This window comes from Microbacterium sp. NPDC064942 (assembly GCF_049545525.1).
GTDB lineage: Bacteria > Actinomycetota > Actinomycetes > Actinomycetales > Microbacteriaceae > Microbacterium > Microbacterium gawkjiense.
Genome location: NZ_JBMWDR010000003.1, coordinates 341364 through 366150 on the forward strand (window position 1 = coordinate 341364; position 24787 = coordinate 366150).

27 protein-coding genes are annotated in these 24787 nt (G+C 71.5%); 16 read left to right on the forward strand and 11 right to left on the reverse strand.

What is annotated here, in order from left to right:
* The first annotated feature begins 56 nt into the window (after nucleotides 1-56).
* Complete coding sequence (locus tag ACPEH2_RS08050; RefSeq protein ID WP_253034674.1) at nucleotides 57-311, forward strand: hypothetical protein; 255 nt, start codon at nucleotides 57-59, stop codon at nucleotides 309-311.
* 32 nt (nucleotides 312-343) lie between these two features.
* On the opposite strand, the gene ACPEH2_RS08055 is transcribed toward ACPEH2_RS08050, so the two are convergent.
* Nucleotides 344-865, reverse strand: a complete 522-nt coding sequence (locus tag ACPEH2_RS08055; RefSeq protein ID WP_359918544.1) for a sigma factor-like helix-turn-helix DNA-binding protein — start codon at nucleotides 863-865, stop codon at nucleotides 344-346.
* Nucleotides 866-1061: 196 nt separating this feature from the next.
* Here ACPEH2_RS08055 and ACPEH2_RS08060 point away from each other — a divergent pair, with 196 nt between their 5' ends.
* From ACPEH2_RS08060 to ACPEH2_RS08080, 5 genes are all read left to right on the forward strand, one after another.
* Nucleotides 1062-1892, forward strand: a complete 831-nt coding sequence (locus tag ACPEH2_RS08060; protein WP_253034676.1) for an aldo/keto reductase — start codon at nucleotides 1062-1064, stop codon at nucleotides 1890-1892.
* A 127-nt stretch (nucleotides 1893-2019) separates the two neighbouring features.
* Complete coding sequence (locus ACPEH2_RS08065) at nucleotides 2020-3531, forward strand: MATE family efflux transporter (protein WP_217528736.1); 1512 nt, start codon at nucleotides 2020-2022, stop codon at nucleotides 3529-3531.
* Between the two features lie 120 nt (nucleotides 3532-3651).
* Nucleotides 3652-4449: an alpha/beta fold hydrolase gene (locus ACPEH2_RS08070; protein WP_253034677.1), complete on the forward strand. Its 798-nt coding sequence runs from the start codon at nucleotides 3652-3654 to the stop codon at nucleotides 4447-4449.
* Between the two features lie 96 nt (nucleotides 4450-4545).
* Nucleotides 4546-5241, forward strand: a complete 696-nt coding sequence (locus tag ACPEH2_RS08075) for a DUF2332 family protein (RefSeq protein ID WP_253034678.1) — start codon at nucleotides 4546-4548, stop codon at nucleotides 5239-5241.
* A gap of 127 nt (nucleotides 5242-5368) precedes the next feature.
* Complete coding sequence (locus tag ACPEH2_RS08080) at nucleotides 5369-5821, forward strand: hypothetical protein (RefSeq protein ID WP_423718547.1); 453 nt, start codon at nucleotides 5369-5371, stop codon at nucleotides 5819-5821.
* On the opposite strand, the gene ACPEH2_RS08085 is transcribed toward ACPEH2_RS08080, so the two are convergent.
* On the reverse strand, nucleotides 5796-6920 hold the full coding sequence (locus ACPEH2_RS08085; RefSeq protein WP_253034680.1) for a PQQ-dependent sugar dehydrogenase: 1125 nt from the start codon (nucleotides 6918-6920) through the stop codon (nucleotides 5796-5798). The two genes, ACPEH2_RS08080 and ACPEH2_RS08085, sit on opposite strands and share 26 nt — an antisense overlap.
* 95 nt (nucleotides 6921-7015) lie before the next feature.
* Between ACPEH2_RS08085 and ACPEH2_RS08090 the strand changes: the two genes are divergently transcribed.
* Nucleotides 7016-7657, forward strand: a complete 642-nt coding sequence (locus ACPEH2_RS08090) for an acyl-CoA synthetase (RefSeq protein ID WP_253034681.1) — start codon at nucleotides 7016-7018, stop codon at nucleotides 7655-7657.
* Nucleotides 7654-8007, forward strand: coding sequence for a hypothetical protein (locus ACPEH2_RS08095; protein ID WP_217528725.1), 354 nt, complete (start codon nucleotides 7654-7656; stop codon nucleotides 8005-8007). Before ACPEH2_RS08090 ends, ACPEH2_RS08095 begins: the two co-directional genes overlap by 4 nt.
* 27 nt (nucleotides 8008-8034) lie before the next feature.
* Here ACPEH2_RS08095 and purB read toward each other — a convergent pair whose 3' ends face one another.
* A complete protein-coding gene (purB, locus tag ACPEH2_RS08100; RefSeq protein ID WP_359918550.1) occupies nucleotides 8035-9417 on the reverse strand; it encodes an adenylosuccinate lyase in 1383 nt (460 codons plus the stop codon).
* 26 nt (nucleotides 9418-9443) lie between these two features.
* Complete coding sequence (locus ACPEH2_RS08105) at nucleotides 9444-9917, reverse strand: low molecular weight protein-tyrosine-phosphatase (RefSeq protein WP_064002909.1); 474 nt, start codon at nucleotides 9915-9917, stop codon at nucleotides 9444-9446.
* Between the two features lie 140 nt (nucleotides 9918-10057).
* Between ACPEH2_RS08105 and ACPEH2_RS08110 the strand changes: the two genes are divergently transcribed.
* The gene (locus ACPEH2_RS08110; RefSeq protein ID WP_359918552.1) at nucleotides 10058-10351 is read left to right on the forward strand and encodes a hypothetical protein; all 294 of its coding nucleotides are present in this window, start codon (nucleotides 10058-10060) and stop codon (nucleotides 10349-10351) included.
* On the forward strand, nucleotides 10351-11637 hold the full coding sequence (locus ACPEH2_RS08115; RefSeq protein WP_359918553.1) for a hypothetical protein: 1287 nt from the start codon (nucleotides 10351-10353) through the stop codon (nucleotides 11635-11637). Before ACPEH2_RS08110 ends, ACPEH2_RS08115 begins: the two co-directional genes overlap by 1 nt.
* Here ACPEH2_RS08115 and ACPEH2_RS08120 read toward each other — a convergent pair.
* Nucleotides 11609-12001 carry a phage holin family protein gene (locus tag ACPEH2_RS08120; RefSeq protein ID WP_253034684.1) on the reverse strand — a complete coding sequence of 131 codons (393 nt, stop codon included), beginning with the start codon at nucleotides 11999-12001 and terminating at the stop codon, nucleotides 11609-11611. The genes ACPEH2_RS08115 and ACPEH2_RS08120 overlap by 29 nt on opposite strands.
* Nucleotides 12002-12072: 71 nt before the next feature.
* Here ACPEH2_RS08120 and ACPEH2_RS08125 point away from each other — a divergent pair, with 71 nt between their 5' ends.
* Nucleotides 12073-13137 (forward strand): histidinol-phosphate transaminase, encoded by a 1065-nt coding sequence (locus ACPEH2_RS08125; RefSeq protein WP_359918555.1) that lies wholly within the window; start codon nucleotides 12073-12075, stop codon nucleotides 13135-13137.
* 103 nt (nucleotides 13138-13240) lie between these two features.
* Here ACPEH2_RS08125 and ACPEH2_RS08130 read toward each other — a convergent pair whose 3' ends face one another.
* A complete protein-coding gene (locus tag ACPEH2_RS08130; RefSeq protein ID WP_423718549.1) occupies nucleotides 13241-14689 on the reverse strand; it encodes a sugar porter family MFS transporter in 1449 nt (482 codons plus the stop codon).
* An 85-nt stretch (nucleotides 14690-14774) separates the two neighbouring features.
* Nucleotides 14775-15824 carry a LacI family DNA-binding transcriptional regulator gene (locus ACPEH2_RS08135; protein WP_359918558.1) on the reverse strand — a complete coding sequence of 350 codons (1050 nt, stop codon included), beginning with the start codon at nucleotides 15822-15824 and terminating at the stop codon, nucleotides 14775-14777.
* Between the two features lie 114 nt (nucleotides 15825-15938).
* On the opposite strand from ACPEH2_RS08135, the gene ACPEH2_RS08140 reads away from it, so the two are divergent.
* A complete protein-coding gene (locus ACPEH2_RS08140) occupies nucleotides 15939-16517 on the forward strand; it encodes an NAD(P)H-dependent oxidoreductase (RefSeq protein ID WP_359918560.1) in 579 nt (192 codons plus the stop codon).
* 387 nt (nucleotides 16518-16904) lie between these two features.
* Here ACPEH2_RS08140 and ACPEH2_RS08145 read toward each other — a convergent pair whose 3' ends face one another.
* Both ACPEH2_RS08145 and ACPEH2_RS08150 read right to left on the reverse strand, forming a co-directional pair.
* Complete coding sequence (locus tag ACPEH2_RS08145; RefSeq protein WP_359918562.1) at nucleotides 16905-17336, reverse strand: GIY-YIG nuclease family protein; 432 nt, start codon at nucleotides 17334-17336, stop codon at nucleotides 16905-16907.
* Between the two features lie 267 nt (nucleotides 17337-17603).
* Nucleotides 17604-18374 (reverse strand): PepSY domain-containing protein, encoded by a 771-nt coding sequence (locus ACPEH2_RS08150; protein WP_423718551.1) that lies wholly within the window; start codon nucleotides 18372-18374, stop codon nucleotides 17604-17606.
* An 85-nt stretch (nucleotides 18375-18459) separates the two neighbouring features.
* Between ACPEH2_RS08150 and ACPEH2_RS08155 the strand changes: the two genes are divergently transcribed.
* Nucleotides 18460-18972: an ASCH domain-containing protein gene (locus tag ACPEH2_RS08155; RefSeq protein ID WP_359918565.1), complete on the forward strand. Its 513-nt coding sequence runs from the start codon at nucleotides 18460-18462 to the stop codon at nucleotides 18970-18972.
* A 29-nt stretch (nucleotides 18973-19001) separates the two neighbouring features.
* On the opposite strand, the gene ACPEH2_RS08160 is transcribed toward ACPEH2_RS08155, so the two are convergent.
* Both ACPEH2_RS08160 and ACPEH2_RS08165 read right to left on the reverse strand, forming a co-directional pair.
* Nucleotides 19002-20345 carry a sensor histidine kinase gene (locus ACPEH2_RS08160; protein ID WP_359918567.1) on the reverse strand — a complete coding sequence of 448 codons (1344 nt, stop codon included), beginning with the start codon at nucleotides 20343-20345 and terminating at the stop codon, nucleotides 19002-19004.
* Between the two features lie 4 nt (nucleotides 20346-20349).
* Nucleotides 20350-21027: a response regulator transcription factor gene (locus ACPEH2_RS08165; RefSeq protein ID WP_359918569.1), complete on the reverse strand. Its 678-nt coding sequence runs from the start codon at nucleotides 21025-21027 to the stop codon at nucleotides 20350-20352.
* Nucleotides 21028-21172: 145 nt separating this feature from the next.
* On the opposite strand from ACPEH2_RS08165, the gene ACPEH2_RS08170 reads away from it, so the two are divergent.
* The 3 genes from ACPEH2_RS08170 (at nucleotide 21173) to ACPEH2_RS08180 (ending at nucleotide 24754) form a co-directional block, all read left to right on the forward strand.
* Nucleotides 21173-22312 (forward strand): thiamine pyrophosphate-dependent dehydrogenase E1 component subunit alpha, encoded by a 1140-nt coding sequence (locus tag ACPEH2_RS08170; protein WP_217528701.1) that lies wholly within the window; start codon nucleotides 21173-21175, stop codon nucleotides 22310-22312.
* Nucleotides 22309-23292, forward strand: coding sequence for an alpha-ketoacid dehydrogenase subunit beta (locus ACPEH2_RS08175; protein ID WP_311286403.1), 984 nt, complete (start codon nucleotides 22309-22311; stop codon nucleotides 23290-23292). Before ACPEH2_RS08170 ends, ACPEH2_RS08175 begins: the two co-directional genes overlap by 4 nt.
* Nucleotides 23293-23419: 127 nt before the next feature.
* Nucleotides 23420-24754 carry a dihydrolipoamide acetyltransferase family protein gene (locus tag ACPEH2_RS08180; protein ID WP_359918571.1) on the forward strand — a complete coding sequence of 445 codons (1335 nt, stop codon included), beginning with the start codon at nucleotides 23420-23422 and terminating at the stop codon, nucleotides 24752-24754.
* The last annotated feature ends 33 nt before the right edge of the window (nucleotides 24755-24787 follow it).

Below are 24787 nucleotides of genomic sequence, written 5' to 3' on the forward strand. Positions count from 1 at the left end.
GTGCATCCGCGCGCGAACCCTGGCGCGAACACCCTCCGATGTGGTCGGATCACCCCATGGGTGCGGGATCTCCGATGCGGGCGGTGCTGTGGGGCGCCGCCGCGCTGCTCCTCGCGACGATCTTCCTCGCCCCGATCTTCGGTTTCGGACGCTGCCTCGACTCGCCCGATCCGGAGAAGTCCTTCTGCGAGTCGTACACCGCGTCGTACGCCGGTCTGCGCGTGGACATCTGGCCGTGGGCCGTGGTCTCCGCGGTCATCGTGGTCGTGACCGTGGTCGTCGCGGTGCGCCGACACCGCCGCAGTTCGTGACAGGCAAGCGCTGGGTCGGGGCCCTGATGCTGCTACGCGACGGCGCCGGAGACGCGCGGCAGCGTGATGGGCGAGGTCACGACGCGCGCCGCGGCCTGCAGCTGGTCGAGGGCGCCACGGGTGAGGGAGCGCACGGCGCTGAGGGTCTCTCCCGTGAGCGCGGCGATCTCGGTCTGGCTGTAGCCGCCGAAGTAGGCGAGCGCGATGACCCGCTGCTGCTCGAGGCTGATGTCGCCCAGTCGCGCCCGCGACACGGCCTCCGCCTGCGCATCGAGGGTGCGCCGGTGCGCGATCGCGTGACGGTGGGTGAGCAGCAGGACCCAGGCCCGCGGATGCCGCGCCTCGGCCTCCGCCGCGTGTTCCCACACGTGCACGTAGACCTCCCGCAGCACGCGCTGCGCCGGCTGCTCGTTCCGCAGGATGTGGGTCGCGAGCGTGTAGGCGCTCGCGCAGGTCGCGTCGTAGAGCCGCGCGAAGGCGTCCGCGTCACCGGTGGCCGTGCGGGCCAGCAGATTCGACAGCTCGGTGTCCGTCAGCCGAAGGGGGTGCGACATGACCTCATCGTGCGCCCCCCGAGCCGTTCATTCGAGCCGTTGCCCCCGTCGGGAGTCGGTGCTAGCCGACATCCAGTCATCTGAATGGACGAATCGCCCGCGTGCGCGATCCGCGAACGCACGGAGCGGATGCCGCATCCGCAACGTTTCGTCAACCGGTGCCGATGACGTACCCGGCGGTGGAAAAGTTGAGCCCATGACCGTTCCCACTCTCACACTCAACGACGGACACACCATCCCCCAGCTGGGCTTCGGCGTCTTCCAGGTCGATCCCGCCGAGGCCGAACGCATCGTCAGCGTCGCCCTCGAAGCCGGCTACCGCCACATCGACACGGCGGCGGTGTACGGCAACGAAGAGGGTGTCGGTCGCGCGATCGCGGCCTCCGGCATCCCCCGCGACGAGCTGTTCATCACCACGAAGCTGTGGAACTCCGAGCAGGGCCGCGACACCGCGCGTCCCGCGATCGAGGCGAGCCTCCAGAAGCTCGGGCTCGACTACGTCGACCTGTACCTGATCCACTGGCCGCGCCCCGACAAGGACCGCTACGTCGAGACGTGGCAGCAGTTCGAGACCTTCCAGGCCGACGGCCTGACCCGCTCCATCGGCGTCTCGAACTTCCACCAGCCGCACCTGCAGCGCCTTTTCGACGAGACCGACACCGTGCCGGCGGTCAACCAGATCGAGCTCCACCCGGCGTTCGCGCAGCGCGAGCTCCGCGCGTTCCAGGAACCGAAGGGCATCCACACCGAGTCGTGGGGCCCGCTGGGCCAGGGCAAGTACGACCTGTTCGGCGAGAAGGCGGTGGCGGATGCCGCCGAGGCCCACGGTGTGAGCCCGGCGCAGGTCGTCATCCGCTGGCACCTGCAGGAGGGCCTCATCGTCTTCCCGAAGTCGTCGACGCCCGAGCGCATCCGCACGAACTTCGACGTGTTCGGCTTCGAGCTGACGTCGGAGCAGGTCGAGGCCATCAACGCGCTCGACCGCGGCCAGCGCGTCGGCGCCGACCCGGACACCGCCACGTTCTGACCCGTTCACCGAGGAGGGGCGCCGAGGAATCGGCGCCCCTTTTTTCGTGGACCCCCCTTACGTCTCCCAGGGAGGGCTCGATACAATCGATCGACCTCGAATCGATTCGAACCCCCTGAAAGCCCCCATGGCCACCTCCCTCACGACGGGCCGCCCTTGGCGCGTCATCCTGCTGTTCACCCTGCCGCTCATGATCGGCAACGTGGTGCAGCAGCTGTACCACTTCGCCGACACGATCGTCGTGGGTCGGCTGCTCGGCGTCGACGCGCTCGCCGCCGTGGGAGCGACCGGCAGCCTGCTCTTCCTGCTGCTCGGTTTCGCGTGGGGTCTCACGTCCGGGTTCGCGATCCCGACCGCGCAGGCCTACGGAGCGATGGATGCCGCCGGTGTCCGCCGCTCCGTCGCCACCGGCGCCGTCCTCAGCGGCATCACGACGGTCATCCTGACCGTCGGCGCGCCGCTGCTCGCCGAGCCCGCACTCGTGGCGCTGCAGACGCCGCCCGAGCTGCTCGCGGACGCGACCGTCTTCGCCCAGGTGAGCTTCCTCGGCGCCGGGGCGCTCATGTTCTTCAACTTCCTGTCCGCCGTCATCCGTGCGATCGGCGACTCCCGGACCCCGCTCGTCTTCCTCATCGTCGCGTGCGCCCTGAACGTCGTGCTCGTGATCGCCGCGATCGCGTGGCTCGGCCTCGGTGTCGCCGGCGCGGCTCTCGCGACCGTCGTCGCCCAGGGTGTCTCGGTACTCCTGTGCCTCGAGTTCGTGCGCCGCCGCATCCCCGAACTGCACCTGAAGCGCGAGGACTGGCGCATCACCCGCGCCGACATCGTCGCGCACCTGCGTCTCGGTCTGCCGATGGGCTTCCAGGCGTCGATCATCGCGATCGGTGCGCTGACCGTGCAGGTCGCGCTCAACACGCTCGGCGGCGAGGCGATCGCGGCCTACACCGCGGCATCCCGTGTCGACGGCCTCGCCGTCGCCCTGCTGCAGTCGATGTCGCTCGCGGTCTCGATGTACGTCGCCCAGAACTACGGCGCCGGCCGTCCCGACCGCATCCGACGCGGCGTCGTGCAGGCGACGTGGATCGCCGTCGGAGCGGCGGTGGCCCTCGGCATCCTGCTCATCTCCCTCGGCGGCCCGATCGTCCGCATCTTCGTCGGAGACGGCGCGGACGACGTCGTGCACCTCGCGGTCTCGATGCTCGTCATCAACGGTTTCAGCTACACCGCCCTCGGCATCCTGTTCGTCACGCGCGGTGCGCTGCAGGGGCTCGGCAACGCCGTCATTCCGACGGTGACGGGTGTCGTCGAGCTCGTCGCGCGGGCGGCGGCGGCGATCCTGCTGGGAGCCCTGTTCGGGTTCATCGGCGTGGCGTGGTCGAACCCGCTGGCGTGGATCTCGGCGGCGATCATCCTGATCCCGGCGTACATCCGCGCGCACCGGATGCTCGCGACGATGCCGATGGCGCCGATGACCATCACCCCGACCACGCCGATCGCCGTCATCGGACCGGTCGACGGCTCGATGACGGTCGAGACGGTCGTGACGCAGCCGGTCCCGCTGCCGAAGCCCACCTCGCGGATGCGCCGCGCCCTGCGTCGCCGCGCCGGCACGTCGCGCCGCCTCGCCCGCAAACGCTGACGCCGAGGTCCCGATCCGACCGGGTATCGCACCGCGCCGTGTCGCGGAGGAGCTCGTCTCGGGCGAACGCTTCGACGCAATCGATACCTGAGCGAAACCTGTGGGGTGCATGATCGTGGGGTGACCACCGTGTTCCCCGCGCTGACCGAGACCCCCGACCCGCAGTTCGTGATGGTGGGGGACGGCTACCGCATCGCGACGTACGAGTGGGGACCGGCGGATGCCCCGACGGTCATCCTCGTGCACGGTTTCGCCTCGAGCGCCCGCGACAACTGGGTGAACACGGGCTGGGTGCGCGACCTGCTACGCGCGGGGTACCGCGTGCTCGCCGTCGACCAGCGCGGACACGGCGCGAGCGACAAGCCGCATGAGTCGCGTGCCTACGCGCTGCGGACGATGGTGACCGACCTCGAGGCCGTGCTCGACACCTACCTCGTCGACGAGGCGCTGTACGTCGGGTACTCGCTCGGCGCCCGCGTCGGATGGGAGGTCGCCCGCGACCTGGAGCCCCGCATCCCGCGCGTCGTCCTCGGCGGCGTCCCCGACGGGGTGCCGCTCGGTCGTCTCGATCTCGACCAGGTGCAGGCGTACGTCGACGAGGGCGAGCCGGTGACGGATGCCGTGACCCACGACTACATCACCCTCACCGAGCGGGTGCCCGGCAACGACCTGCGGGCGCTGCTCGCGATCGCCCGCGGCATGCGCGCGACGGGCACGGTCGACCCCGACCCCGGAAAGGCGCCCGGCCAGCCGGTGCTCTTCGCCACGGGCACGAAGGACGGCATCATCGAGGGCTCGAAGTCGCTCGCCGCCGCGACTCCGCAGGGCCGGTTCGTCGAGATCCCGGACCGTCACCACTTCAACGCACCGGGTTCCCGCGTCTTCCGAGAGGCGGCGCTGGCCTTCCTCGCCGAGTAGGCCGCGCCGCGGCATCCGTCGACGTCCCATTCCGGCTGGGAAAGGTCGCGAGATACCCGGCCCGATCGGGACCTCGCCCCGCGCTACGCTCGCGCCATGACCGACCTTCCCTCGTGGGGCGTCGCAGCGGATTCGCCGACGGCCGAGCACTACCGCACCTTCGGCGCGCGCGAAGCGGCCGGATCATCGGCGACGTACGAGGACTGGGCGCTCGGGATCGCGGACGACGGCGACATGCTCGCGCTGATCGACGAGCTCCCCCGCGCCAAGCGGCAGGCGAACCTCGTCGTCGTCGACTGCCGCATCGAGAACGCCACGCCCCCGACCCGCCTGCCCGAGGTGGTGTGGCGCGGTGGCATCGACCTGAACCCACTCGACCCGGCCGACCCCGACACCCTCGCCTGGCTCGACGCGCTCGTGTGGCCCGAGCACGACGACCGCCGCGCCCGCCTCGCCGCCGCGGCGCGCATCGCGGCATCCGATCCCGCGCCGATCCGCGCCGGCGACCTGAACGACCTGATCGCGGATGCCGCGGCATCCGCCCCTCGCGATGCGACCCTCGTCGTCTTCCACACCGCGGTGCTCGCGTACCTGACCCCCGAGGACCGCGAGCGGTTCCGGCGGACGATGGCCGACACGGATGCCGTGTGGCTCTCGAACGAGGGGCTCGGCGTGTTCCCCGAGTTCGAGCGGGTGGTGCCGCCCGGGGAGCGGCACCGGTTCGTGCTGGCGGTCGACGGCGAGCCCGTCGCACTCACGCATCCGCACGGCCGCAGCTACCGCGCGCTCTGACCCCGCTCCGGGGACGCGATCTGCCGCCGCGCAGCATCACGCCCGACGAAACGCGTCCCCGGAACCGCCCCCTCGTCCCACGAGCGCGCGAGTGGCAACATCGACTCCACAGCAGGAGGGAACCACCATGGCAGGCAAGACCAGCGGGGGAGCCGGCTTCAGCGACGCCGAGAAGGCCGCGATGAAGCAGCGGGCCGATGAGCTCAAGGCGACGAAGGGCCTGCAGGGCCTCGCCAAGATCGAGAAGGAGAACCAGGCCTGCCTCGACGCGATCGAGGCGCTCGAGGGCACCGATCGCATCATCGCCGAGCGGGTGCCCGTCATCGTCCTCGAAGAGGCGCCCCACCTCAACCCGAAGACGTTCTACGGCTTCCCGGCCTATGCGAAGGACGGCAAGGTCGTCGTCTTCTGGCAGCCGGCATCCAAGTTCAACACCCGTTACGGCACGGTCAGCTTCGACGAGCCCGCGCAGCTCGACGACGGTCCGATGTGGCCGGTCTCGTTCGCGGTGATCGAGATGACGGATGCCGTGGAGCAGCGCATCCGCGAACTCGTCAGGGCTGCGGCACCGCGAGACTGACGATCCGGTCGTCGCCCTCGCGGGGCGACCCCCGCCCGTCGGTGTTGTTGGTGAGCACGAACAGCGTGCCGTCGGGGCCGATGATCACGTCGCGGAGCCGGCCGTACTCGGTGGTGAGGTCGGTCGACGTCGACGGATCCGCGACGGGAACGGCGCGGAGCACGCGGCCGCGCAGGTTCGCGATGACGATCGTGTCGTTCACGACGGCGATGCCGCTGGGGCTGGCGGCATCCGTCGGCCACGTCTGCACCGGGTCGATGAACCCGTCCGCCTCGCCGCCGGTCCCCTCGACGAACGGCCAGCCGTAGTTGCCGCCCGGCTCGATGATGTTGAGCTCGTCGCGGTAGTTGCGGCCGAACTCGCTCGCGAACATCGTGCCGTCCTCGGCCCACGCGAAGCCCTGCACGTTGCGGTGACCGAGGCTGTAGACGGGGGAGTCGGGGTCGGGATTGTCCGGCGGGACGCTGCCGTCGGGCGCCATCCGCAGGATCTTGCCCGCGAGCGAACCGGGGTCCTGCGAGGCGGGTTCGTCGCTCGTGTCGCCGTTCGCGATGTAGAGCATCCCGTCGGGACCGAACGCGATGCGCCCACCGTTGTGGTGGGTGCCCGCCGGCATCCCGTCGATGACCGACTCCGGTTCGCCGAGCCCGAAAGAACCCGCAGAGCCCGTGATCGGGTAGCGCTGCACCCGGTTGCCGTCGCGGGCGGTCGAGTAGACGAACAGGTCGTCGCCGTCGATCGCGAGACCCAGCAGACCGCCCTCGTCGCTGTGCACCACACCCTCGACCGTCGCGACGACACGCGTCGCACCGTCCGCCGCGACCTCGAGGATGCGGGCGCTGTCGCGTTCGCTCACGAACACGGTGTCCCCGTGCACGGCCATCGACCACGGAGCCTCGAGCCCCGTCGCGACGGTGCGCGGCGTCACCGGGGTGGGCGTCGGGGTGGGCGTGGCCGTGGGGGTGACGGTCGGCGTCGGCGACGCGGCAGTCGGCTGCTCGACGGTCGGCTGCCCGGGCGCCGCGCACCCCGCGAGAGCGAGGGCCGCGGCGAGGCCGAGCCCGGCGGACGAGGCGGCGGAGCGGCGGCGCGGGGACATGCGCTCAGTCAACCGCATCCTGTCGCGCCGGAGGCCGGAACCGGGCGGACGACCTAAACTGGGGGCATCCCGTCCCCGTCCCCGAGAGACAGCCTGTGCCTGACGCCGCCCCCCGTACCTTCGAGGTGCGCCACCTGCAGATGGGGCGCGCCCTCTTCGCGGCGATCGCGGCGGTCATGATCACGTTCTCGGTCGATCACTCCGCGCAGGTCGGCGGAGCCGTCTTCAGCGGGTTCGCCGTGGCCACCGCACTCATCCTGATCCTGTCGGCGTGGCTCGTGTTCCGCGCGGGTGAGCGCTGGCAGGCGGTGCTCCTCGGCATCCTGACCCTCGTCGCGGGCATGATCGCGACCCTGCCCGTCGCGCGCACCGTCGACGGATACTTCACGGTCGTCCTCGTCTGGGCGCTCGCGGCCGGCGTCGCGGAGCTCGTGATCGGCATCGTCGGCCGCCGCCGGGGCGCACCCGCCGCGCGCGAGTCCGTCTTCGTCGGCGCCCTCACGATCGTGCTGGGTGTCGCGCTGGTGTTCATCCCGCGCGAGTACATGCTCGAGTACTACATCGACGAGGCGCGTCGCTCCTTCACCCTCACCGGCATCACGATCGGCGTCGGTGTGTTCGGCGGCTACGCGGCGATCGTCGCGGTGTATCTGGGGATCGCCGCATTCTCACCTCGTCCCGCTGCGGTCCCCGCGGTGGAGACGGCCAACACGGATGCCGCTGGAGGCCGCTCATGACCGACAAGAACCCGACCCGCCGCGACCTGATGCGCCCGGTCCAGCTGCTCGGCTTCGCGCTGCTCGCGGCCCTGTTCGCCGGGATCGTGACCCTCGTCTCGATGGGGGTGCTGCAGGATCAGCGTCCGACCAGCGACGTCGACCAGCACCTGCGCGCCTGGGGCGTCGCCGCGATCGTCGCCGGGGTCACCTTCATCGCGACGCTCGTGATCATGGCGCTGTCGCTGCTGGTCGTCGACCCCGCGCAGGTCAGCAAGCAGGTCGACCGCGGCCTGCTCCTCGACCCGGAGGACGACGCCGCTCCGGACGCCCCCGGCGACGCCGGCCGCGGCCCGCGCTCCCCGCACTGACCCGCGCGCCCGCGCAGCGCCCCGCGCTCAGCGCAGCAGGTCGACGAGCCGGTCGGCGAGACCCGCGTAGCCGGCGGGGGTGAGCGCGAGCAGGCGCTGCTTCGCGGCATCCCCGATGTCGAGGCCGTTCACGAACTCGGCGAGTTCGGGCGCCCCGACGCGGCGGCCGCGGGTGAGGTCCTTCAGCAGGGCGTACGGGTCGGTGATCTGCGAGCGGCCGGCGACGATCTCGGCGCGCACGACGGTCTGGATCGCCTCGGCGAGGACCTCCCAGTTGGCGTCGAGGTCGGCCAGCAGCACGTCGCGCGACAGCGAGATCTCGGTGAGCCCGCGCTGCAGGTTGTCGAGCGCGAGCAGCGAGTGGCCGAAGGCGACGCCGATGTTGCGCTGCGTCGTCGAGTCGGTGAGGTCGCGCTGCTGGCGCGACGTGACGAGCGTCTGCGCGAGCGTCCCGAACAGCCCGCCCGAGATCTCGAGGTTCGCCTCGGCGTTCTCGAACCGGATGGGGTTGATCTTGTGCGGCATCGTCGACGAGCCGGTCGCACCCGCGACGGGGATCTGCGCGAAGAAGCCCAGGGAGATGTAGGTCCATACGTCGGTGGCGAGGTTGTGCAGGATGCCGCCTGCGTGGCGCACGCGGTCGTACAGCTCGACCTGCCAGTCGTGCGACTCGATCTGGGTCGTCAGCTCGTTGAACCCGATGCCGAGGCCCTCGATGAAGCCGCGCGAGAGAGCGGGCCAGTCGACGTCGGGCTCGGCGGCGAGGTGCGCCGACCAGGTGCCGGTCGCGCCCGAGAACTTCGCGAGGTACTCGCCGCCCTCGATCTGGCCGGCGACCCGCTGCAGGCGCCACGCGAAGACGGCGAGCTCCTTGCCCATCGTCGAGGGCGTCGCGGGCTGACCGTGCGTGCGCGAGAGCATGACGGCATCCCGGTGCTCTTCGGCCAACTGCGTCAGCGAGGCGATGACCGCGCGCAGCTTGGGCAGCCAGACCCGCTCGACGGCGCGCTGGACGGTGAGGGCGTACGAGGCGGAGTTGATGTCCTCGCTCGTGCACGCGAAGTGGGTGAGCTCGGCGATGGCGTCGAGCCCGAGCGACGACAGGCGGTCGCGGACGAGGTACTCGATCGCCTTCACGTCGTGCCGGGTGACGGCCTCCTTCTCGGCGAGCCAGGCGATGTCGTCGTCGCCGAAGTCGCGGTAGAGGCTGCGCAGCGACTCCTTCTGCTCATCGGTGAGCGCGGACGATCCGAACAGGCCGCGGTCGGTCAGCGTGATGATCCACTCGACCTCGACCTCGACGCGGGCCCGGTTGAGACCCGCCTCCGAGAGGTACTCGGCCAGCGGGGCGACCGCGGCGGCGTAACGACCGTCGAGCGGGCTCAGGGACATCGAGGGCAGGGAGGACACGCGACTCCGTTCGGTGGGGGGTGCGCTCACCGGCGAAGCGCGGGTTCGAGCTGCCGGAACAACGCCCGGCTGGCGCTCTCGATCATACCGAGCACCTCATCGAACATCGTGGGGCCGCCGTAGTAGGGGTCGGGCACGTCGAGGGCCCCGTCCGCCCGCGCATCGAAGCTGAGCAGCAGCGCGAGCTTGTCGACGTCGGCGGGGCTGCGCGCCCACTCCGACAGGATCCGCTCGTGCGAGCGGTCCAGCGCGATCACGAGGTCGTTGCGGTCGAAGTCCTCGCGGGAGAACTGCCGCGCGCGGTGCCGGGTGCCGTCGTACCCGCGGCGCTCCAGGGCCTCGAGCGTGCGGCTGTCGGCCCGTTCGCCGACGTGCCATTCCCCCGTGCCGGCGCTCGTCGAGACGACACGGTCGCCGAGGCCCGCCTGATCGGCGAACCACCGGAACACGACCTCCGCCATCGGGGACCGGCAGATGTTGCCCGTGCACACGAACAGCACACGGAAAGCATCATCGGGCTCGGGCACCCCTCCATTGTGCTGATCGTCGGGCCTTCTGCACAGAGCGGGTCCGCTGCGCGGCATCCACCGTCCGTTCCGGGCGCCCTCCGAAGAGCGGATGCCGGGGGCACAGTCGACGCATGTCCGATGTTCTCGCGCCGTCCCCGTACCTGTGGGGCGCTCCCGTGGGGGAGCGTCTCGCCGCCCTCGACGACGGGATCGCCCTTCTGCGACAAGCCGACGATCAGGTGCTCGAGTTGCTCGCCGACGTCCGGCGGGTCGCGCACCTCGTCGACTGGCGCGCCGAGGCCGCCGACGCGTTCCGTGAGGCGGTGGCCGCGTGGGAGGGCGAGGTCGCCCGGTTGTCGACGGCGATCGAGGGGGCGATCGGCCAGGCGTACGGCGACCGCACTTGGGTCGAGGCGACGGGCTGATGGCGGAGATCGAGATCCGCGGCGGCCGCGTCGTCGCCGTCGACACCGAGACCCTGCGCAACGCGGCGGCGCAGACCGAGCTCGCGGTCGCCGACGCCGACACGGTCCGTGCCGGACTGAGGTCGGCCGACCGCCTCCTCGGGTCCGCGACGATCGGCGGGGGTGCTGCGTACCTCGCCACCGCCGCGGGCGCGGTCGTCGAGCGGGGACAGGAGCTCGCGCGCGCACTCCGCGACACGGCGGCCGCGTACGAGATCGTCGAGTTGCAGGCGCGTGCGGCGATCGCCTGGCACGGGGACGCGCGCGATCGCGGCGACGTGGTGGACCTCGCCCAGAAGGTGGCGGAGCTCGAGGCATCCTCTCCCGCTGCGGCCGAGGCCGCGCGGCAGGCCGTCGCGGACGCGCCCGATCCCTTCGCGACGGTCGCGGGCGAGCTGTGGTGGACGACCCTCGCCTCCGGCCTCGCGCCCGTCGCAGTGGGCGCGCTCCGCTGGGGGGCAGCGGAGATCCGGGACCGCGGCACGGGAACGCTTCCCGAGGGGAGCCGTCTGCTCGGAAAGCCAGCGCGTCCCACCGTCGAGCTGGCGCGGTCCCAGCCGGGATCGGCACCCGCGACGGTCGCCGACGTGGCGCGCCGCGTGCCCGGTGGCGGGCCGGGCGCCATCCGGGTCGAGCGGTACACGATGCCGGACGGCGGACGGCGGTTCGCGCTGTACCTTTCGGGCACACGGTTCGGAGAGGACCCCGGGACGTTCGACTGGTCGTCGAACGTCGCCCTGTACGACGGGATGAGGTCGTCGTCCTATGAAGCGAGCCGCATCGCGCTCGAGAAGGCCGGAGCGAAGCCCGGCGATTCGGTGATGGTCAGCGGGCACTCCCAGGGCGCCATGGTCGCCAGCCGGATCGCGCTCGAGAAGGAGTACGAGGTGCCGATGATCGTCGGGTTCGGCAACCCCGTCCAAGCCGACGTGGGGCCCGACACCCTCCAGGTCGACTTCCGGCACCGGGACGACGTGGTGCCGCTGCTGGCGGGCGGAGGCCACGACGCCGAGATCGGCGCCCCCGGGAGCATGGTCGTCGAGCGCACCGTCGACCCGCTTCCGTGGTTGAACTCCCACCAGATGGACGAGTACACCGCGACGTCCGAGATGCTCGACGTCTCGACCGACCCGCGGATGGATGCCGTGCGCGACCGCCTCGCCGAGCTCGGCACGGCGGAGTCGGTGGAGGTGTTCGTCTACGACACCGCCGAGGGCGTCAGCGCTTCGTCTGCGGACGCAGGATGATCCCGAAGACGAAGTTGATGAGCGAGATGATCAGCGCCGCGACGACGCCCAGCCAGAACGACTCGACCGACAGACCCCAGCCCCACCACTCGGTGAACCACCCCGTCAGCCAGAACAGGAAGCCGTTGATCACCAGGGAGATGAGGCCGAGAGTCAAGATGTAGAGCGGGAACGCCAGGATCTTCAGGATCGTCCCGATGACGGTGTTGACGATCGCGAAGACCGCCGCGACGGCCAGCAGCGACAGCACGAGCTGCAGCGTCTCGCCGGGTTCGAAGGGGGTGACCTCGACGCGCAGCGGTTCGATGAGGGTGACGACCCAGATCGCGAAGGCGTTGATCACGACGCGGACGATGAAGCGCATGCCCGCAGTCTCCCACGCCGTGCGTCCACGGGCGAGGGACGGGCCGGCGCTCCCGCTCGTAGACTCGTCGCGTGACCGACATCCCCGTCCGGGTTCGTCCCGAAATCGCCGCGCTGCCCGCCTACAAGCAGGGCAAGCAGGCCGGCGCCACCGCCTACAAGCTCTCCAGCAACGAGAACCCGTTCGACCCGCTCCCCGGTGTCGTCGCCGCGGTGCGTGACGCGGTCGCCTTCAACCGCTACCCCGACGCGCTCGCCGCCCGGCTGCGCGCGCGCCTGGCGGAGCGGTTCGGGGTCACCGACGACCGCATCCACATCGCCGCCGGCTCGGTCTCGATCCTGTACCAGCTCGCGCAGGCCGTCGCCTCCGTCGGCGATGAGATCGTCCTGCCGTGGCGTTCCTTCGAGGCGTACCCGGGCATCGTGACCGTCACCGGCGCCACCCCCGTGATGGTCCCGCTGACGGATGCCGCCGCGGTCGACCTCCCCGCGCTCGCCGCCGCTGTCACCGACCGCACGCGCGCCGTCTTCGTCTGCACGCCGAACAACCCGACCGGCGCGGTCGTGACGCAGGCAGAGTTCGACGCGTTCGTCGCCGCCGTCCCGGAGGACGTGCTGATCGTCCTGGACGAGGCGTACGTCGAGTTCGTGACGGATGCCGCAGCGGTCAAGGGCGAGAGGGTCATCGCCGCCGGGCACGACAACGTCGTGATCCTCCGCACCTTCTCGAAGGCGTACGGGCTCGCCGGCCTGCGCATCGGCTACGCCGTCGGGCACCCCCGCATCCTCGATGCCGCCCGCAGCGCCGGCATCCCGCTGTCGGTCACGGCGCAGGCCGAGGCCGCGGCGCTCGCGAGCCTCGACGCCGAGGACGACCTGCGCGAGCGCGTCGCGGTCGTGGCGCGGCGGCGTGACCTTCTGGTCGACCGCCTGCGCGAGATCGGATGGGACGTACCGACCGCGCAGGGCAACTTCGTCTGGCTCCCGGCCGGCGACCGCTCGCTCGAGGTCGCGGCGGCCTTCGAGGCCGCCGACCTCGTGGTCCGGCCCTTCGCCGGCGACGGCGTGCGTGTGTCGGTGGGCGAGGAGGAGTCGATCGACCGCGTGGTCGAGGTCGCGGCATCCGTTCGCCCCTGACGGCGACCCATCTGCGAGCAGGCCGTCGCGCGGCACCCCGCCCGCGCTTCCCTGTCACGACACGCCGCGGGGCGCCGCACGTTGTGACAGGGGAGCGCGCGGGTCAGCCCTTCGCCTTGCGGACGAACAGCGTCTCGGTCTGTTCGAGCTCCATGCCCTTCGTCTCGGGCACGCGCCAGGCGACGTAGACGAACGACAGCGCCGCGAACAGCGCGTACATGCCGTAGGTGAGGGGCAGCGACCAGCTCGACATCGCGGGGAACGACACCGTGATGAGGAAGTTCGCGATCCACTGCGCGCCGGCGGCGACGCCGAGGGCCTTGCCGCGGATGCGGCTGGGGAAGATCTCGCCGAGCAGCACCCACACGAGCGGACCCCACGAGGCGCCGAATCCGACGACGAACAGGTTCGCCGCGATGAGCGCGACCGGCCCCCACGCGCCGGCTAGCGAGACTTCGCCGTCGACGGTGACCGCGAAGGCGAACGCGAGCGCCATGGTCGCGAGCGACAGGGCCATGAGCACCGAACCGGTCAGCAGGATCGGCTTGCGGCCGACACGGTCGACGAGCCAGATCGCGATGAGGGTCACGACGACGTTGGTGACCGAGGTGATCACGCTGATGAGCAGCGAGTTGCTCTCGTCGAAGCCGACCGCCTTCCAGAGGGTGGTCGAGTAGTAGAAGATCACGTTGATGCCGACGAACTGCTGGAACGTCGACAGGATGATGCCGACCCAGACGATGCCCTGCAGGCCGAGGACCGGGCCGCGCAGCGAGGCGCCCTTGGTCTTGCGGTCCTCGTCGATGGCGTTGCGGATCTCGTTGACGGACTTGTCGAGGTCGGCTTCGGGCACGAGTCGCGCGAAGATCTCGCGGGCCTCGTCGTTGCGTCCCTTCGCGAGCAGATAACGGGGAGACTCGGGCATGGTGAAGGCGAGGATGCCGTAGACCGCGGCCGGGACGATGCCGACGAGGAACATCCAGCGCCACGCCTCGAGGCCGAGCCACAGCTGCTCCGACGCGCCGCCGGCGGTGTTCGCGAGGACGGCGTCGGAGAGGAGCGCGGCGAAGATGCCGAGCGTGATCGCGAGCTGCTGCAGCGACGCGAGGCTGCCGCGGATCTGCCGCGGCGCGATCTCGGCGATGTAGGCGGGGGCGACGACCGAGGCGATGCCGATGCCGATGCCGCCGATCACACGCCAGACGATCAGGTCGGGGACGCTGAAGGTCAGGCCCGATCCGATGGACGACACCAGGAACATGACGGCGCCGAGCATCATCGTCTTCAGGCGGCCCCAGCGGTCGGAGAGGCCGCCCGCGAGCACCGCGCCGACGGCGCAGCCGAGCAGGGCGACGGCGACGACGAAGCCGGTGAGGACGCTGTTCAGGTCGAAGTTCGACTCGATGGAGTCGACCGCGCCGTTGATGACGGACGAGTCGAATCCGAAGAGGAAGCCGCCGACCGCGGCGGCCACCGATAGGCCGATCGCTCGTCGGCCGTAGGGGCTCCTGATCGAGAAGGCGTCCGCAGGAATGGTCCCGGTAGTGCTCATGAGGTTCGAGGGTACGCCGGTGCGCATCGGTCCTGCCCGCCCTTGCGCGCGTGACGAAAACCGATACGGGTGGGCGGCTCAGGCCTCAGTCGGTGATCGCCTCGGGGTCGGCTGCGCACCCGCACGACTCGCGGATCACGAGCCGGGTCGGCAGCACCGTGCGCGGGTCGAGGGTCTCGCCGAGGGCGCCGGCGGCGGCGCGCGCGCCGAGCTCGGCGACCGGCTGGTGCACGGTGGTCAACCGGGGCGAGGCGATCTCGGCGAGCGACTGGTCGTCGAAGCCGGTGATCGCGACGTCCTGCGGGATGCGGTGGCCGAGGCCGGGCAGCGTCGCGAGCAGACCGATCGCGAGCTCGTCGTTCGCGCAGACGAGCGCGTCGGGCAGTGCGCTCTCGTGCACCTGCCGGGCGGCGAGGGCGCCGCTGCGGACGTCGAGTCCGTAGCGCAGCGGCTCGCCGGCATCGTCGAGCCCCGCCTCGCGCAGGGCGTCCCGGAAGCCTTCGTAGCGCAGCGTGGTGTCGGGCGATCCGGCCGGCTCGCCGACGAACGAGAGCCGGCGATGGCCGTGCACCTCGATGAGGTGGCGGGTGAGCTCCGCGGCGGCGCTGCGTCCGTCGGTCAGCACCGCCGGAGCGTCGTCGCTCTCGCCGGCGACCACCACGACGCGGCCGGCCGCGGCGAGTCGGGCGATCTCGGCATCCGGCACCGTCCCGCCGGCGATGATGAGTCCGTCGGTGCGCTCGGCGAGCTGGCGGACGGAGGCCACGGCGTCGGGGCGCAGGTGGGTGCCGAGGACGTTGATCGCGACGCCGCGCTCGACGGCGACCGACTCCGCGCCCTCGATGAGGGCGGCGAAGTACGGGCCGCCGAGGCCCGGGAGGACGATGCCGAGGGTGTTGGTGCGCTGATACGAGAGGGCGCGGCCGAGGGACGAGGGGGTGTATCCCAGGCGGTCGATCGCCTCGCGGACGCGGTCCTTCGTTTCGCCGGCGACGCGGGGGTCGTCGTGCGTCACGCGCGACACCGTCGCGACCGAGACGCCCGCGGCCCGTGCGATGTCGCGGATCGTGGGGCGGGAGCTGCCGCCGTGCGAGCGGGTGCGCGACCGGGGGGTCTGCGCGTCGTGCGTCGTCATGTCCCTCCGTCACCTCCTCGTGAGATCGGGATCCGGCGATGTAACCGGATACATCGAGCGTCTGTAGCGCTGGTAACCGGTTACATCAAGACCTCGCGTCCGCAGAATGGAGGGATGAGCTCGCTCCTCGTCGTCGCGCATCCGGATCCGCAGTCCTTCACGCACCACGTCGCCGACCGCCTCGCCGCCGCGCTGCCGGCGGGCGAGGTCGAGATCGCCGATCTCACGGCTGAGGGCTTCGACCCGCGCTTCACGCTGGCAGATCGGCACGCCTACGCCGTGGCGGGGGAGTACCCCGCGGACGTCGCCGCCGAGATGGCCCGCATCGACCGCGCCGACCATCTCGTGCTCGTCTTCCCGGTATTCTGGTGGTCGATGCCCGCCCTCCTCAAGGGGTGGATCGATCGGGTGTTCGCGAACGGGTGGGCCTTCGGCGTCGGCGAGGGCGGCGGCATCCGTCCCGGACTCGGCAGGCTCACGGTGCACCTGGTGCCCGTCGCGGGCTCGGATGCCGCGCTCTACGAGCGGCGCGGATACGACCGCGCCTTCGCGACCCAGATCGAGACCGGCATCCTCGACTACTGCGGGGTGCGTCGCGGGCGGACCGAGTTCCTCTACGACGCGGATGCCGGTGGTGCCGCCGCCGACGTCGACGCCGTCGTCGCGCGCATCGCCGCCGCGGTCCGCGCCTGACGCTGCGGGAGGGTCCCCGACCCCGAACCGCGGGGGGAGGTCGGCTCGACGGCCCGGGGCTCCCGGGCGCGTCGCCATGACAGGGGAGAGGCGATTCCGCGCGGACGACCCGGGGCTGGGTTGCCCGCGACGATACGCGTGCATCCGCCCGAGCGGAAGGGGTGAGACCCGGCTGGAGGGGGGTCTCCCCCGGACCCCAGCCGGGTCGTGGTGCTGTAGCGGGGCCCGCATGCGGAAACGCCTTTTGTCCCCCAGAGACCGATCCGAGTGCGGGCAAACCAGCTCCCCAAATGATGGTCCTACAGCACGTGAGAATCTACTCATGTTGGGTGGCGTTCTTGTCCCCCTTTCGGGGGACAAGCGTCGTGTGGTAGAACTTTCGGCCGCCTACGAGGATCGGCGTCGGAACGCGTCGCCGAGCCAGCGGTCGTAGGCCGCCCACGGGTCGCCGATGCGCTCTCGCTCGGCGTCGATGTGCGCCGCGAGCACCCCGGTGAGCGTGAACCATTCGCCGCCCTCGCGAAGCTCGGCGAACTCGCGGTGCCGCTGCTGTTCCAGAGCGCGGTCGCCCGGTTCGAAGGCCAGCAGCTCGTCGTGCATGATCGCGGCCAACCGGCGCCGTGGCGTCGCCGACGTGCCGATCTTCACGCGGTCGCGGTACCGCAGGTAGTAGACGACGTCGATCCGCGGCGGCGGGATGTCGGGGTCGGGGGCGTCGCCCAGCCGCCATCCGCAGCGCGTGCAGTACCAGGCGTCGTCGCGGCGCTCGCCGATCGTGCCGCCGCAGAGGCGGCAGCGCGAGGGCAGGGCATCGGGCACGTGAGCATGGTGGCATCGACGGCCCACACCGCGTCGATGTCGAGGTGCGCCCGGCCTGGATGTAACCGGATACATCGAGTACAGTCCCCGGGGTGATCCCGGCGGTCTGAGGCTCGCGGGCCGTCGCTTCGCGAGGAGATGGAGGTTCCCGAGGACCGGATCGAGCGGATGCCTCCTCTCGAACCGACATCTCCTCGCGAACGCGACAGGGGCGCGGTTCCCGAAGGACCCGCGCCCCTGCGATGGATGCCGCGGGGCGGCATCCGCTCAGTCGTCGAGTTCGGTCTTCAGCACCGTGCCGGACGCGTCGAGGGTGACCTCCACGATCTGACGGTCGCCTGTGAGGATCGACACGTCGAACGGGGAACGGTTGTCGTCGTCGGCGTCGACGTCGATGATGCGCCCGGGCTGCTCCGCGAGGGCCGCGTCGACCATGGCCTGCAGCGTGGCGGTGTCGAGCACGTTCTGCGGCGCGCGGTCGTCGGCGTCGGGTCCTTCCGTCTCGCGCACGACCGCCTGGCCGTCCGCGCCGACGAGGACCTCGGTCTCTGACCCGTCGGCGCCCGTGAGGGTGACGTCCCAGCTGCCGTCGCGGTTCGCGTCGATCGCGGTCGGCTCGCCGTCGGCGACGCCCTGCGCAGCCTTCGCGATGCCGTCGAGCTCTGCGGCGTCGGACGCACCGAACTCGCCGGACGCGGTCGTCGCCGCGGTGTCGTCGTCGACGTCGGGTGCGTCATCGTCGGTGTCGTCGACGCGCGTGCCGTCGACCCCGCCCTGCGTTCCGGCGGCGGTGTCCCGCGTGCCGTCGGCCTCGCCCTGCTGGCTGACGGCCACGCCGTCCAGGCGGTCGTCGTCGTCGAGTGCGGAGCCGATCGCGACGCCGCCGCCGACGAGCACGAGTGCGCCGAGCGCTGCGCCACCGGCGATCAGCGCGGTGCGGCCGCGCCGCTTCGCGGGCTTCTCCGCCGCCGGCTCGGCGGCGGGCGTGTACGGCTGGGTGGGGGTGGACGGGTCGGGGGTGGTGGTGTTCTCGCTCATGCACCCAGAGTGCCGAGCGGGCACTGAAGCCCACCTGAAGCGACCTGAAGCGGTCTTCAGGATGCCGGGATGCCAGGATCGAGGGATGTCCGAGAGCCTCTCCTCCGCCGCCTTCCCCCTCGATCGTGACGCCGCCGACCGGATGTGGGCCGACTACCGCGCCGCGCATCCCGCTGCCGCGGCAGCCGGACCGGAGTACACGGTCGAGCACTTCGGCGACAGTCCGCGGCTCGCGGACCAGCTCCTCGACGCCGTGCTGAACGGTCCGAAGCGGGCGACTTCCGAACTGGTCGCGGAGTTCTTCGAGCACGGCGACCAGCTGCCGCGGATCGGTTCGCACTGGATCGCGTGCGACGGCACCGGCGCGCCGCGCATCATCATCCGGAGCACCGAACTGCGCGTCGGCGCGTTCGCGAGCGCCGACGCGGCCTTCGCGTTCGACGAGGGCGAGGACGACCGCTCCCTCGAGAGCTGGCAGCGCGAGCACCGCCGCTACTTCACGCGGGTCGCCGCCGCCCGCGGCGCGGAGTGGTCCGAGGACGACGAGATCGTCTTCGAGCGGTTCGCCGTGGTCTGGCCGCCCGAGCACGCCGACTGATCGCTCCTGCCTGAGCGCCCCCGCCGCCCTCAGTCCGCGGCGGGCAACCGGACCGTGAAGCGCGCGCCGCCCAGCGGCGATTCGCCCACCGTCACCGTGCCTCGCGAGGCCCGCACCACGCCGGCGACGATCGCGAGGCCGAGGCCGCTGCCCCCGGCATCCCTCGCCCGACCTTCGTCGAGACGCACGAAGCGCTCGAACACACGCTCGCGCTCCGAGGCGGGGATGCCGCTGCCGTCGTCGTCGACCGTCAGCACCGCGTCGGCGCCGTCGCGGGCGACTCCCACCGCGATCCGGGATGCCGCGTGCCGGGCCGCGTTGTCGGCCAGGTTCCGGGCGATCCGCCCGAGCAGACGGTCGTCGCCCGTGACCTGCACCGCCGTGATCGCGGAGCCGTCGACGCTCACTCCGGCTGCGCGCAGGCGCGACACCTCGGCGAGGGCGAGGTCGTCGAGGTCCACGACACCCCGCTGCGAGGGGGCCTGCTCGTCGAGCCGGGCGAGCACCAGCAGGCCCTCGACCAGGTCCTGCATCCGCAGCCCCTCCTCGGTGACGACCTCGGCGAGGTCGTCGAGGCTCGTCGCCTCGGGGTGGGCACGCGCGAGTTCGGCGTGCTGGCGCATGGTCGCGAGCGGCGAGCGCAATTCGTGCGAGGCATCCGACACGAACCGGCGCTGGGCGGTGGCGGACGCGTCGAGCCGGTCGAGCATGCGGTTCATCGTGCCGGCGAGGGCCTCGATCTCATCACCCGACGACGGCTCGACGACCCGCCGGTCGAGGCGGTCGCCGGTGATCTCGTCGACTTCGCGGCGGATGCGCTCGACGGGACGCAGGGCGCGGCCGACGACCCACCAGGTGACGGCCGCGACCACGAGGGCGACGAGCAGGGTGGATGCCGCGAGCAGCCATCCGGCGGTGGCGAGGGTCGCGTCGTCGTCCTCGACGGGCACCGCCAGCACGACCCGCGCGTCGGCGGACGGCTCATCGTCATCGTCGTCGCTTTCGCGGCCGCCGTCGTCGTCGACGTCCGCCACGACGACGAGGACGCGTTCGCCGTCGTAAACGACGGTCTCGCCGTCGCGGTCGGCGGGCAGCGCTCCCGCGCGGGCATCGTCCGAGGCGGCGACGACGGTACCCGCGCCGTCGACGACCTGCACGATGTCGTCGTCGAGGTCGTCGACGGCGTCGCCCCCGAACTCGTCGACGCGCACGGCGATCTCCCCCGCCCGTGTCTCGGCGGTCCGGGTCGTCGCGCCGCGGATCTCCGCGCTGAGCACGGCACTGAAGCTCAGCGAGGCGAGGACCATGACGACCGCGACGATGAGGGTCGCCGCGGCGGTGATGCGCGTGCGCAGCGACCTGACCCGCGGCATCCGCTCAGCCACCGTCGGCCGCCAGTCGGTACCCGGCGCCGCGGACGGTCTCGATCGCGTTCCGGTCGAAGGGACGGTCGAGCTTGCGGCGCAGATGCCCGACGTAGACCTCGACGATGTTCGGGTCGCCGTCGAAGTCGTCGTCCCAGACACCGGCGATGAGGTCGCGCTTGGAGACGACCTGGCCCTTGTGGCGGATGAGATGCAGCAGCACGGCGAACTCGCGCGAGGTCAGCTCGACGGCCGTGTCGCCCCGGCGGACGCGGCGCGCGGCGGGGTCGACGTGCAGGTCGCCGGCCTCGAGCGCGACGGGACGTTCGACGCCGCCGCGGCGGATGAGCGCCCGCAGCCGCGCGACCAGCACGGGGTACGAGAAGGGCTTCGTGACGTAGTCGTCGGCGCCCGCGTCGAGCGCGTCGACCTGGTCCCACTCGCCGTCTTTGGCGGTCAGCATGAGGACGGGCGTCCAGTTCTCCTCGGCGCGGAGGGCCTCGCAGACCTTCCAGCCGCTCATGCCCGGCATCATCAGGTCGAGCACGATCGCGTCGTAGTTCGTCTCGCGGGCGCGCCACAGCCCGTCGACGCCGTTGTGCGCGACGTCGACGGCGAACCCCTCGGCCTCGAGCCCGCGCCGCACGCCGTCCGCCAGGCGCACCTCGTCGTCGACCACCAGAACACGCATGCGCCCAGTGTGGCGTGCGCACGCTGAAGCGCCGCTGAAGCGGATGCCGGGGCGCGGCCGGCTTGTCCCGAGGGAACGGCGAATCGCGGCATCCGTTGTCGGGGTCATGCAGAACCGCTCATGCGTCGGGGTCTAGCGTGGGAGGGTGACCCCCTCGTTCGAGGCTCCGGCCGAAGCATCCGACGTCGTCCGCGTCCTCGCCGCCGACGGTTCGTACGACCCCTCCGGCGCGGCTGAGCGCTACCTGCCGCTGATCGACGCCCTCACCGACACCGAGCTCGAGACGTTCTACCGCGACATGGTCGTGGTGCGCGCCTTCGACCGGCAGGCGACCAACCTGCAGCGTCAGGGCCAGCTCGCGTTGTGGCCGCCGTCCCTCGGGCAGGAGGCGGCGCAGGTCGGCTCGGCGAGGGCGACCCGCGCGCACGACCATGTCTTCCCGTCCTACCGGGAGCACGTCGTCGTCACGACCCGCGGCGTCGACCCGATCGACATCATCCGGCTGATGCGCGGGCTCACCCACGGCGGCTGGAACCCGGCCGAGCACCAGAACACGCACATCTACACGCTCGTCCTCGGCGCGCAGACCCTGCACGCGACGGGACTCGGCATGGGGCTCGTCTTCGACGGCCGCACCGGCACGGGCAACCCCGAGAAGGACGAGGCGGTCATCGTCTACTACGGCGACGGCGCCTCGAGCCAGGGCGACGTGCACGAGGCGATGGTGTTCGCCGCGAGCTACCGGACGCCGCAGGTCTTCTTCCTGCAGAACAACCACTGGGCTATCTCGGTCCCCGTCTCCACGCAGTCGCGCGTCCCGCTCGCCCGCCGCGGCGACGGCTACGGCATCCCCGCCGTCCGCGTCGACGGCAACGACGTCCTCGCGAGCTACGCGGTCAGCAAGGTCGCCCTCGACGAGGCGCGCGCCGGCGGCGGCCCCCGCGCGATCGAGGCGCTGACCTACCGCATGGGCGCCCACACGACGAGCGACGACCCGACCAAGTACCGCACGAGCGACGAGGAGCAGTCGTGGCTGCGCCGCGACCCGATCGCACGCATGCGGGCCTTCCTGCAGAACCGGGGCGCCTCGGCATCCTTCTTCGACGAGGTGGATGCCGCAGCCGCCGCCTACGCCGACGACGTGCGCGTGCGCACCAACGCCCTGGGCGATATCCCCACCGGCGTCATGTTCGACCACGTCTATGGCGACGCCCACCCGCTCGTGCAGGAGCAGCAGCGCTGGCTCGCCGAGTACGAGGCATCCTTCGAGGAGGGGAACGCGTGAGCGACATCCAGACCCTGCCGTTCGCGAAGGCGCTCAACGCCGGCCTCCGCGCGGCGATGACCGCGGACGACCACGTCCTGCTCATGGGCGAGGACATCGGGCCGCTCGGCGGCGTCTTCCGCGTGACCGAGGGCCTGCACGCCGAGTTCGGACCGCAGCGCGTGCTCGACACGCCGCTCGCGGAGTCCGGCATCGTCGGCACGGCGATCGGCCTGGCGATGGCGGGGTTCCGTCCCGTCATCGAGATCCAGTTCGACGGGTTCGTCTTCCCCGCGTTCGACCAGATCACGTCCCAGCTCGCGAAGCTCGCGAACCGTCACGAGGGGCACGCCCACTTCCCCCTCGTCATCCGCATCCCCTACGGCGGGCACATCGGCGCCGTCGAGCACCACCAGGAGAGCCCCGAGGCGTACTTCGCGCACACCCCGGGTCTGCGGGTCGTGTCGCCCTCGACGCCGAACGACGCGTACTGGATGATCCAGGACGCGATCGCCTCGCCCGACCCGGTCATCTTCCTCGAGCCGAAGGCGAAGTACTGGATGAAGGGCGAGGTGGATGTCGCGGAGCGGGCGCTCCCGCTGCACGCCTCCCGCGTCGTCCGCCGCGGCACCGACGTCACGCTCGTCGGTCACGGCGCGATGGTGACGACGCTCCTACAGGCGGCCGCGCTCGCCGAGGGCGAGGGCACCTCGTGCGAGGTCATCGACGTGCGCTCGCTGTCGCCGATCGACTACGAGCCGATCCTCGAGTCGGTGCGCCGCACGGGGCGCATGGTCTACGCACAGGAGGCCCCCGGCAACGTCTCGGTGGGCTCCGAGGTCGCGGCGACCGTCATGGAGAAGGCGTTCTACGCGCTCGAGGCCCCCGTCCTGCGGGTGTCGGGCTTCGACGTGCCGTTCCCGCCCGCCAAGCTGGAGGGCCAGTACCTCCCCGACGCGGACCGCATCCTCGAGGCCGTCGACCGCGCCCTCGCCTACTGACCCCTCCGACGATGCCTCCCCTACCCGCGACCCCCACACATCCGCGAGACTGCACGTGTGCATCGAGACTGCGGTTTCAGCCCGCGGTCTCGGCGCGCGTCTGCAGTCTCGCGGGGATGGAGATGACATGAGCACGCAGACCTTCCACCTCCCGGACGTCGGCGAAGGCCTCACCGAGGCCGAGATCGTGCAGTGGCGCGTCGCGCCGGGCGACACGGTCGACGTGAACGACGTCCTCGTCGAGATCGAGACGGCGAAGTCGCTCGTCGAGCTGCCGTCGCCGTTCAGCGGCACGGTGGGCGACATCCTCGCCGCCGAGGGCGCGACGGTCGAGGTCGGCGCCGCGATCATCACGATCGCCGGTGGCGAGGGACAGCCGGATGCCGACATCGGCCGCTCCGAGCACGGCGAGAAGCCCGCCGAGGAGGCCGGTGGCTCGGTGCTCGTCGGCTACGGCACCGGGGGCGAGGTGAAGTCGCGCCGCCGCAAGCCGGCCGAGAAGCCGGTGACGAAGGCGGTCGGCGTCGTCGCGAAGCCGCCGATCCGCAAGCTCGCCCGCGATCTGGGGGTCGACCTGTCGGACGTGACGCCGAGCGGCGCCGCCGGCGAGGTGACCCGCGAGGACGTCGTCCGTCACGCCGAGCAGGCGTCGGTGTTCCGCAACATCGCGACGCCGGAGCTGCCCGAGGAGCGCGAGCTGTCGATCCCCGTCGCGGAACCCGCGGCATCCGTCCCCGCCCCGTCGGCGCCACCGGCGGACGCCCGCGAAGAGGCCATCACCGTCAAGGGCGTGCGCAAGGCGACCGCCAACGCGATGACCTCGAGCGCGTACACCGCGCCGCACGTGTCGGTCTGGACCGACGTCGACGCGACCCGCACGATGGAGCTCGTCAAGCGGCTGAAGGCCTCGCCCGACTTCGCCGACGTGAAGATCTCGCCGCTGCTGATCTTCTCGCGCGCGGTCATCTGGGCGCTGCGCCGCACGCCGATGATCAACGCCGCGTGGGTCGAGACCGAGAACGGCGCCGAGATCCGCGTGCGCCACTACGTGAACCTCGGCATCGCGGCGGCGACGCCGCGCGGCCTGCTCGTTCCCAACATCAAGGACGCGCAGGACCTCAACATGCGCGGCCTCGCGAGGGCGCTCGAGAAGCTCACCGTGACGGCGCGCGACGGCAAGACGACGCCCGCCGATCAGCAGGGCGGCACGTTCACGATCACGAACATCGGTGTCTTCGGGATGGATGCCGGGACCCCGATCATCAATCCGGGGGAGTCCGGCATCATCGCCATGGGCACGATCCGGCAGAAGCCGTGGGTCGTCGACGGCGAGGTGCGTCCGCGCTTCGTGACGACGGTGTCGGGATCGTTCGACCACCGCGTCATCGACGGCGACGGCATCAGCCGGTTCATCGCCGACGTCGCCTCGGTGCTCGAGGAGCCGGCGCTGCTGCTCGACTGACGAGCGACGTCCACACCGACGGACGTGCTCGTC

What these genes read in the sequence shown, in the direction of transcription:
- ACPEH2_RS08050 (WP_253034674.1), top strand. Translation starts at nt 57, where the DNA reads ATGGGTGCGGGATCTCCGATGCGGGCGGTGCTGTGGGGCGCCGCCGCG.
- ACPEH2_RS08055 (WP_359918544.1), bottom strand. Translation starts at nt 865, where the DNA reads ATGTCGCACCCCCTTCGGCTGACGGACACCGAGCTGTCGAATCTGCTG.
- ACPEH2_RS08060 (WP_253034676.1), top strand. Translation starts at nt 1,062, where the DNA reads ATGACCGTTCCCACTCTCACACTCAACGACGGACACACCATCCCCCAG.
- ACPEH2_RS08065 (WP_217528736.1), top strand. Translation starts at nt 2,020, where the DNA reads ATGGCCACCTCCCTCACGACGGGCCGCCCTTGGCGCGTCATCCTGCTG.
- ACPEH2_RS08075 (WP_253034678.1), top strand. Translation starts at nt 4,546, where the DNA reads ATGACCGACCTTCCCTCGTGGGGCGTCGCAGCGGATTCGCCGACGGCC.
- ACPEH2_RS08080 (WP_423718547.1), top strand. Translation starts at nt 5,369, where the DNA reads ATGGCAGGCAAGACCAGCGGGGGAGCCGGCTTCAGCGACGCCGAGAAG.
- ACPEH2_RS08085 (WP_253034680.1), bottom strand. Translation starts at nt 6,920, where the DNA reads ATGTCCCCGCGCCGCCGCTCCGCCGCCTCGTCCGCCGGGCTCGGCCTC.
- ACPEH2_RS08095 (WP_217528725.1), top strand. Translation starts at nt 7,654, where the DNA reads ATGACCGACAAGAACCCGACCCGCCGCGACCTGATGCGCCCGGTCCAG.
- ACPEH2_RS08110 (WP_359918552.1), top strand. Translation starts at nt 10,058, where the DNA reads ATGTCCGATGTTCTCGCGCCGTCCCCGTACCTGTGGGGCGCTCCCGTG.
- ACPEH2_RS08115 (WP_359918553.1), top strand. Translation starts at nt 10,351, where the DNA reads ATGGCGGAGATCGAGATCCGCGGCGGCCGCGTCGTCGCCGTCGACACC.
- ACPEH2_RS08120 (WP_253034684.1), bottom strand. Translation starts at nt 12,001, where the DNA reads ATGCGCTTCATCGTCCGCGTCGTGATCAACGCCTTCGCGATCTGGGTC.
- ACPEH2_RS08130 (WP_423718549.1), bottom strand. Translation starts at nt 14,689, where the DNA reads ATGAGCACTACCGGGACCATTCCTGCGGACGCCTTCTCGATCAGGAGC.
- ACPEH2_RS08135 (WP_359918558.1), bottom strand. Translation starts at nt 15,824, where the DNA reads ATGACGACGCACGACGCGCAGACCCCCCGGTCGCGCACCCGCTCGCAC.
- ACPEH2_RS08140 (WP_359918560.1), top strand. Translation starts at nt 15,939, where the DNA reads ATGAGCTCGCTCCTCGTCGTCGCGCATCCGGATCCGCAGTCCTTCACG.
- ACPEH2_RS08150 (WP_423718551.1), bottom strand. Translation starts at nt 18,374, where the DNA reads ATGAGCGAGAACACCACCACCCCCGACCCGTCCACCCCCACCCAGCCG.
- ACPEH2_RS08155 (WP_359918565.1), top strand. Translation starts at nt 18,460, where the DNA reads ATGTCCGAGAGCCTCTCCTCCGCCGCCTTCCCCCTCGATCGTGACGCC.
- ACPEH2_RS08160 (WP_359918567.1), bottom strand. Translation starts at nt 20,345, where the DNA reads ATGCCGCGGGTCAGGTCGCTGCGCACGCGCATCACCGCCGCGGCGACC.
- ACPEH2_RS08165 (WP_359918569.1), bottom strand. Translation starts at nt 21,027, where the DNA reads ATGCGTGTTCTGGTGGTCGACGACGAGGTGCGCCTGGCGGACGGCGTG.
- ACPEH2_RS08180 (WP_359918571.1), top strand. Translation starts at nt 23,420, where the DNA reads ATGAGCACGCAGACCTTCCACCTCCCGGACGTCGGCGAAGGCCTCACC.